The sequence below is a fragment of the Chryseobacterium sp. YIM B08800 genome (genome assembly GCF_026163565.1).
Lineage (GTDB): Bacteria > Bacteroidota > Bacteroidia > Flavobacteriales > Weeksellaceae > Chryseobacterium.
Window position 1 is genome coordinate 1 of sequence record NZ_JAPDKN010000093.1, and the last position, 7,305, is coordinate 7,305.

Below are 7,305 nucleotides of genomic sequence, written 5' to 3' on the forward strand. Positions count from 1 at the left end.
TAAATATATTAATAAAGCTGTTCCCCTTTCTCCTACAGAAGAAGAATACCGCTACAACGTAGAACAGTATTTAACTTATGTAATGTCTAAAGAAGAGTTTAAAAAGCGTTTTAAATAATGAACATTAAAATAGAAACTAAAATAGAAAATCAGAATTAAAATATTTAATTCTGATTTTCCTTTAATATTGTAAAAAGTAATTGATTTATTTAGATTCTAAATCAACGGTATAGCTTTTAGGGCTGTATTTTGTAAGCGATCCGGTTGCAGCGTCAATTCCGATACCGATTGCTCCACCAAGAAGAATATTTAATAATGTTACCGGATTAAAAGTTTTTGTCAATTTCACTTCTTTGGTCTGGAAACCTTCCTTTTCAAACATTACCATCTGTTTACCCAAACCTCTCGGGATTTCTGCCGTACACGGTGTTGTACATTTTTCTTTTCCTTTATGGATTACTTTTGCACCTTCCGGCGTTGAGGTAAATGCAATTGAATCTTTAGTTCCTGTAAAAATACTTGCGCAAGAGGTTGTAGAAAGCACAATGCTTAAACCTAAAATAAGTGATAATTTTTTTTTCATTTTTTGATTAATTTTCAAGTTGCGAAAATATATTTTTTAAATTGAATAAAAAAATATTCACTTCAATCAGAATTAAATTATTTGTTTAAAAACAAAATATTATCAACTTCTTTTTCACTTTTATCAGGGTAGTACATCTCTTTAAATCGATTATACCAAATTGATTTTTCAAATTTTGATTCGTTGATTGATGCTACGATAGAGTTTGAATAATAAATTTTTTTGCCGATTAATAGTTTAAACCTTATTTTAGTTTTAAAGTTTCCTTTATATTTTTTTGAGCTTACATCAATAATTTCGCCAGATTTTACATTAATCTTTTTTAGATAAGACATTCCACAATCAGAGTTAACCCAAAACTCGATCGGTTTCCATTTTTTATCTTGATTGAGAGCTTCCTGAATAAGAGTTAGTTTATTATCTTGAGGAATAAGTAGTACATCTTTTTGCCCATTGTTTTTCACATATATAGAAAATAAAGAGTCATTTTTAATCTCAGTAACTACCAAAATAGAATCTTTACTGTTTTGAGAAAATAGCTTTTCAATTCTTGAATCTGATTTAAATGATTCTTCTATTTGATTTTCATTTAAAAAAAGCTCAGTCTGTATATTTTGAGAATATATGACCGAAGATAATACGATGGAAAAAAGAGTAAATAGCTTTTTCATTATTTGTGAATCTATCAGTTTTTACCATAAAAGAAATGATTGAAAAAAAGAAAACTTTAAAGAATATAAAGGGTTAAAACTTAATTTTAATCGTTTTGCAAGCTTTTGAATAACTTATATCATCATAAAATCTTTTTGTCTCTTTTGCGGTTAAAAAAAATCTCTTAAACCTTAATTTTAAAAATCAAACCCTTTTTCCTTGAGTTTTGTAATATTAAAATAAACTCCCGGTAATTTATACTTGTCTTTTTCTAAACTTAAATAATCACAATCACCCGATAAACCTTGCGAAGCAGTTTCTAACTGCAAAATATTCATCACAACATATTCGTGACTTACAGCAATTACATGAAATCCGGTTTTACAATCTCTTCCGTCTCCAGAACTGAAAATAGCGCCGAATAAACCATAAAAATTATGAGAAACTTTTTTAGCCATCGCTTCATTTCCATCTAAATGATAAATGTAGGCGAGAAAATTCATCACCCGCAGATTGAGCGGAAACTCTTTTAATGAAGCATTCGATATTTTTATAATTTCTGCGTAATCTGATTTTTTTAAGTCCTTACTTTGAAAATAGGGGATAAGTTTTTTTTCATTTTCAGAGATTTTATACGGATGATACTCTTTCTGAAAAGTATATCCAAAATACAAATGTCTGTATTGATCATTGGTAATAAGCGTATCATTGGCTTTCAGCTTATCCATCAATTTTGGATAATAAAATTCTGAATCTTTATTCTCAATATTTTTCTGAATGACTTTATAATTGGGAGCTTCGTATTCTTTTTGTTGAGAAAAAGAAAAAGTTGATATAAAAATCAGTGAGAAGAAAAGAAAAGGTTTTAGCATTTGAGTGTTTTTTGAAATGCTAACTTACGCAAAAACGAGAAATTGTAAAACTCAATTATGATTTTTAAAAGACTAATCCGTAAGATCTTCTATTTCAATAAGGCGATATGTTTTTTAAATTTTTCTATGAAAACGTTGAAATCGGAGTCGCAAGTTTTATTAATATTTAAAACCAGCGATTTCATTTATTTCGGGTTTGAAAACAGTTTGCCGAACGGCGTCAATAATTGCTCTTCTAGCCACAGATAAAGGATGTTCAGGGAATTCTGTGTCATATTTTTCCTGTTCAGATTTATTCATAAGAGTTCCATTTTTGAAATTAGGATTGTAGGGATCTTCAAACCAATTTTCCAAACGATCTTCACCCACTGTAACTTCACCATTCATTAACATTTTATTTAAGACTACTGCATCTCTGATTCCTGTCGTTCCAACTTCTGCAGCTTGAATTTTAATTACGAAACTGCAATTTTCAAAAGGAATTGTTACAGAAGCAATATAAGTCATTCCGCGTTCTGGCTGAGGAATTTTAAAAATAGTTTTTACACTAGGAACATTATTTACCGTAAGAAGAGAAACTTCTACAACTCCGCCATTTGCTTCGGAAATCGAGTTCCTGTAAAAATCTTTCAGAAAATCTAAATTTTTTATTGTTGGAAGGTCGGGTTGAATATCGAAAAAGTTTAATGAAATTAATGTACTTTCTTCAGGATTTACCCAAACAATTCTGGAATCATTTTCCTCAACCTTGTTCCATCCAAAATCCGGAACAGAAACAGAATTGATCGTAACTTGAGGTTCTTTCTTATTAAATAAATTTGACATATTAGTATGTAGTTTTATTTTGATTAAAGATAGCTTTTATAATAAGTTAGGTGTTGATTTTAATTTTTATTTTCACGCATAGCACGAATCAATTTTTCATTTCGCTTTTCAGCTCTCTCATTTTGTAACGATAAAGCCGCCCAAATCGCTGCAGGAATCCAACCCAAAATGGTAATTTGCAAAATAAAACATATAATTCCCGTGATGATTTTTCCTCTCACAATGAATGATAAAAATGGTAGTAAAATGGCTAGTAACATAATTTTTATGATTATAATTTTAAATTAAAGTTAGAAAAATAATTGTGTTGCTTATTCTTTCTCTAAAATCTCAGAACAAGTGTTTCTATCTTCATTACAAGAATAGTCCATAATTATATAGTTTTTTCCAGTTTCAACAATTTCATACACTGTCTTTTTTCCGATATAAATAAAGTCATCAGTCATTTTATATTTTGTTTTAATATTTTTTATCTCGGTTTCAAACTTACATTTGGTCAACATTCTTAAGCTACTTTCCACAATAACTGTTTTTTTGCCTATAATTTCTATCATTTTGTTTTTACGAAATTTTACTTTCAATGAATTTTTCTCATTTCGAGTAAAGTTTCCGTTATTAATTAAACTGCAATCAGGAATTTTATCTGATTCTACAAAGTCATTCCTTCTTTGAGAATAAATTATAATGGAAGATAATAATGAAAAGAATAACAAAATTTTCATAGTCATGGTTTTGTCAAAAATAATGATGTTTATAATATATTAATGATAAAATTAAAAATTTAAAAAAATTATATGTTATTTTTTCAGTCGAATAGATTTCTTCAAATGTTCTAATGTGTTAAAAAAATCACAAAAAAACTCCAAAAAAGCTTTCACCTTTCTGGAGTTTTATAATTATTTTAAAAATTCTATCCAAACGCTCTCTTCAGCAAACTTTCTACTTTTGGCTCGCTACCTCTGAAGCTTTTGTACAATTCCATCGGATCTTTTGTTCCACCGGAAGAAAGAAGAATTTTATATTTTGCAGCAATTTCAGGATTGAAAATTCCGTTTTCTTTAAAATATTGGAAAGCATCGGCATCCAAAACTTCTGCCCATTTGTAAGAATAATATCCCGCAGAATATCCACCTTGGAAAATATGCGAAAAACTTGGGCTCATCGCAGTTTCAGGATTTACAGGATAAAGCTGTGTTGCTTTTGTATAATTATCCTCAAACTCTTTCACACTTTTATTCTCCAACTCTTCAACTTTTGTGTGGTAATTCATATCCAACAATCCAAAACCAATTTGTCTCAACGTCTGATAACCTTCCATAAAGTTTTTCGATTGCTCGATTTTTTCGATTTTTTCGTCAGGAAGAACTTCTCCGGTTTTATAATGTTTGGCAAACGTTTTCAAGAATTCCGGTTCGTAGCAGAAATTTTCCAAAAACTGAGAAGGTAATTCCACAAAATCCCATTTCACAGAAGTTCCTGAAAGATTCGGATATTGTGTATTCGCCAACATTCCGTGAAGGGCATGACCAAATTCATGAAACAAGGTTGTCACCTCTTGGAACGTTAATAAACTCGGTGTATCTTTCGTTGGTTTGCTAAAATTACAGACAATAGAAATGTGTGGACGAGAATTTTCACCCTCTTTTTTGTACTGATTTTTATAACTCGTCATCCAAGCTCCGGCTCTTTTACCTTTTCTTGGAAAGTAATCAACATATAATAAAGATTTAAAAGTTTTTTCAGGATTGTGACTTCCATCTTCCGATTTCCCGCTTCCCATCTCAAAAACTTCATACACTTTTACATCTTCATGATACTTCGGAATGTCATTTCTTTCCACGAAAGTTAGCCCGAAAAGTTGTTTTGATAATCCAAAAACAGCTTCCTGAACCTGATCTAAAGGAAAATAAGGTTTTAATTCCTCATCGTTTAGGTCATATTTTGCTTTACGAAGTTTTTCAGCATAAAAAGCATGGTCGTAGCCTTGCATTTCCTCAATTCCATCAGCTTTTGCTAAAGATTTTAATTCTTCGATTTCTTTTTCTGCGTAAGGTTTTGCTTTGGTTAAAAGTTTATTCAGAAAGTCAATAACTTTTGTCGGAGATTTTGCCATTCTTTCCTCCAAAACGTAATCAGCATAAGTTGTATAGCCTAAAAGTTCTGCTTTTTGCTGTTTTAAATTAAGCAATTCTTTAATTAAATTCTGATTGTCAAATTCTCCACCGTCAAAAGATTTTTTACCATTTGCCAAGGCAATTTCTCTTCTCAGTTCACGGTTTTCAGCATAGGTCATCAACGGAATGTAGCTTGGATATTGCAATGTCAAAATATAGCCATCCAAATTTCTTTCTTTAGCTTCTTCTGCATATTGCTCTAAAATAGCTTCCGGAATTCCAGCCAAATCTTCTTTGTTGGGAATGTGTTTAAAATAATTATTCGTTGAAGCCAGCACATTTTGCCCGAACTGAAGCGATTTTAAAGATAAATCCATGCTGATTTTCTTTAATTTTTCTTTGTCTTCTTCATTTAATAAAGCGCCACTTCTTACAAAACCTTTATATGTTTCATTCAAAAGCATTTGCTGTTCTTCATTCAGATTATATTTCTCTTTTTCGTCGTAAACTTTTTTGATTTTATTGAAAAGAGCTTCGTTTTGAGAAATTTTTGAAGAATATTCAGTTAAAATAGGAGAGGCTTCCTGAGCGATTTGTTGTAACTCATCACTTGTTTCTGCAGAATTTAAATTAAAAAATATATTGGAAGCTACATCAAGCTGTTCACCCGAAAAAGCCAATGCTTCAATGGTATTTTCAAAAGTTGGTTCTTCAGTATTGTTAACAATTGCGTTGATTTCCTCTTCCGAATTTTGAATTAATTCTTTGAAAGCAGGAAGATAATCTTCGTTTTTTATTTGATTAAAAGGTGCTGAATGATATGGTGTGTTGAATTTTTCTGTTAAAATATTCATTGATGTATTTTTAATTAATGTAAATTTAATTATTTGATTTGAATTGTCTATGTGGTACACAAAAACGATGCCTTGATTAAGATATATGACAAAAATACTGAATGAAGAATATTCTTGTCATAGGAAAAGAGAGTGTTGTAGTGAAATGTTTAATTTTGATTTTAGATATAAATACAATAAACCATGTCTCAAAACAAAAAGACCGTACAGAAATACATGGATTCTTTTCAGGAAACAAATCATGAAAAGATTCTGAGTTGCCTCACCGAAGATGTAATCTGGGAAATGCCCGGAGTTTATCTTCATCACGGAAAAGAAGCGTTTGACAAAGAAATTGAGAACGAAAACTTTACAGGAAAACCTAAAATCACTATTTTCAGAATGACGGAAGAAAATGATGTAGTGATTGCTGAAGGAAATGTGGTTGCCAGTTTTAAAAATGGCGATATCCTGAATGCTGATTTCTGTGATGTCTTCGAAATGGAAAACGGACTGATCAGAAGACTGGTTTCTTATTTAATGCAGAAAAACTAACTTTAATATTTATAAACTATGCGAACAATTTTAAAAATTATTGGTGGAATTATCCTTCTGGTTGTGGTGTATGCAATCGTTGCAGTATTGGCTTTTGGTAAAAATTACCATTATGAAAAATCGATGGTGATGAATGCACCGAAAGAAAAAGTATGGCAGCAAATTGCTTCGATGAAATCTTTTAACCAATGGAATCCCTGGATGAAATTAGACAAAAACATGACCATTAATTACAGCGGAACTTCAGGTGAAGTAGGAGATAAGTATTGCTGGGACAGTAAAAATGATGATGCAGGAGCCGGATGTCAGGAAATTAAAGAACTCATTCCAGGAGAAAAACAAAAAACAGAAATGCTTTTCAAAAGACCTTTCGAAGGACAGGCAATTTCTGATATTGTTTTAACATCCGAAGGAAATTCTACAAAAGTTACCTGGAGCATGGATACCGAACAGGAAACCTGGATGAAAATTATGAGACCGATGATGGATTACCAAATGGGAAAATCTTACGAAGAAGGTCTTAACAAACTCAAAGCTTTGGTTGAAAAGTAGATATAATTTAGAATTACCCCATTGTACATTTTAAATTTTGTCTTTCGGAAATAAGTGAAACGGCTTTGTTTATCTTTATTACAGTAATTTTTTTTAATTCCTTGTCTATCCTTGCGTTTTTAATCGCTAAGAAAGACAAAGTTCACTCAGATAAATTTCTTTTTTAAGACAAACAAGGGCATTTGACTTCGTCGAATCTTCGATTTCATTTAATAAAGAAATACAAGAGTTTGGATACAAAGTGTTTAAAAATGTCTTCAAATTGCACAACGGGTTAGAATTAATTTCTTACAAACTGTTTTCAGATTTTTGAAAACAGT

Annotated in this window: 9 protein-coding genes; 2 read left to right on the forward strand and 7 right to left on the reverse strand. The window is 30.6% G+C overall.

The window, feature by feature from the left end; translation table 11 throughout:
• Nucleotides 1-205 precede the first annotated feature (205 nt).
• The 7 genes from OEW74_RS19260 to OEW74_RS19290 all read right to left on the reverse strand — a co-directional run bounded on the left by OEW74_RS19260 (nucleotide 206) and on the right by OEW74_RS19290 (nucleotide 5,899).
• Nucleotides 206-583 carry a PEGA domain-containing protein gene (locus OEW74_RS19260; protein WP_265430021.1) on the reverse strand — a complete coding sequence of 126 codons (378 nt, stop codon included), beginning with the start codon at nucleotides 581-583 and terminating at the stop codon, nucleotides 206-208.
• Nucleotides 584-660: 77 nt separating this feature from the next.
• Complete coding sequence (locus OEW74_RS19265; RefSeq protein WP_265430023.1) at nucleotides 661-1,254, reverse strand: hypothetical protein; 594 nt, start codon at nucleotides 1,252-1,254, stop codon at nucleotides 661-663.
• Between the two features lie 177 nt (nucleotides 1,255-1,431).
• Entirely contained in the window at nucleotides 1,432-2,106 is a 675-nt protein-coding gene (locus OEW74_RS19270; protein ID WP_265430025.1) for a DUF4919 domain-containing protein, read from the reverse strand.
• A 159-nt stretch (nucleotides 2,107-2,265) separates the two neighbouring features.
• Nucleotides 2,266-2,931, reverse strand: a complete 666-nt coding sequence (locus OEW74_RS19275) for a hypothetical protein (RefSeq protein ID WP_265430026.1) — start codon at nucleotides 2,929-2,931, stop codon at nucleotides 2,266-2,268.
• A gap of 59 nt (nucleotides 2,932-2,990) precedes the next feature.
• Nucleotides 2,991-3,191 (reverse strand): YqaE/Pmp3 family membrane protein, encoded by a 201-nt coding sequence (locus OEW74_RS19280; RefSeq protein ID WP_265430027.1) that lies wholly within the window; start codon nucleotides 3,189-3,191, stop codon nucleotides 2,991-2,993.
• 51 nt (nucleotides 3,192-3,242) lie between these two features.
• Nucleotides 3,243-3,653, reverse strand: coding sequence for a hypothetical protein (locus OEW74_RS19285; protein ID WP_265430028.1), 411 nt, complete (start codon nucleotides 3,651-3,653; stop codon nucleotides 3,243-3,245).
• Nucleotides 3,654-3,841: 188 nt separating this feature from the next.
• Nucleotides 3,842-5,899, reverse strand: coding sequence for a M3 family metallopeptidase (locus tag OEW74_RS19290; RefSeq protein ID WP_265430029.1), 2,058 nt, complete (start codon nucleotides 5,897-5,899; stop codon nucleotides 3,842-3,844).
• A gap of 183 nt (nucleotides 5,900-6,082) precedes the next feature.
• Between OEW74_RS19290 and OEW74_RS19295 the strand changes: the two genes are divergently transcribed.
• Both OEW74_RS19295 and OEW74_RS19300 read left to right on the forward strand, forming a co-directional pair.
• The gene (locus OEW74_RS19295; protein ID WP_265430030.1) at nucleotides 6,083-6,433 is read left to right on the forward strand and encodes a nuclear transport factor 2 family protein; all 351 of its coding nucleotides are present in this window, start codon (nucleotides 6,083-6,085) and stop codon (nucleotides 6,431-6,433) included.
• A gap of 18 nt (nucleotides 6,434-6,451) precedes the next feature.
• On the forward strand, nucleotides 6,452-6,985 hold the full coding sequence (locus OEW74_RS19300; RefSeq protein WP_265430031.1) for an SRPBCC family protein: 534 nt from the start codon (nucleotides 6,452-6,454) through the stop codon (nucleotides 6,983-6,985).
• Nucleotides 6,986-7,305: the final 320 nt, after the last annotated feature.

Excerpts from the sequence above, each read along its gene's own strand:
- OEW74_RS19260 (WP_265430021.1), bottom strand. The coding sequence starts at position 583 with ATGAAAAAAAAATTATCACTTATTTTAGGTTTAAGCATTGTGCTTTCT.
- OEW74_RS19265 (WP_265430023.1), bottom strand. The coding sequence starts at position 1,254 with ATGAAAAAGCTATTTACTCTTTTTTCCATCGTATTATCTTCGGTCATA.
- OEW74_RS19270 (WP_265430025.1), bottom strand. The coding sequence starts at position 2,106 with ATGCTAAAACCTTTTCTTTTCTTCTCACTGATTTTTATATCAACTTTT.
- OEW74_RS19275 (WP_265430026.1), bottom strand. The coding sequence starts at position 2,931 with ATGTCAAATTTATTTAATAAGAAAGAACCTCAAGTTACGATCAATTCT.
- OEW74_RS19280 (WP_265430027.1), bottom strand. The coding sequence starts at position 3,191 with ATGTTACTAGCCATTTTACTACCATTTTTATCATTCATTGTGAGAGGA.
- OEW74_RS19285 (WP_265430028.1), bottom strand. The coding sequence starts at position 3,653 with ATGAAAATTTTGTTATTCTTTTCATTATTATCTTCCATTATAATTTAT.
- OEW74_RS19290 (WP_265430029.1), bottom strand. The coding sequence starts at position 5,899 with ATGAATATTTTAACAGAAAAATTCAACACACCATATCATTCAGCACCT.
- OEW74_RS19295 (WP_265430030.1), top strand. The coding sequence starts at position 6,083 with ATGTCTCAAAACAAAAAGACCGTACAGAAATACATGGATTCTTTTCAG.
- OEW74_RS19300 (WP_265430031.1), top strand. The coding sequence starts at position 6,452 with ATGCGAACAATTTTAAAAATTATTGGTGGAATTATCCTTCTGGTTGTG.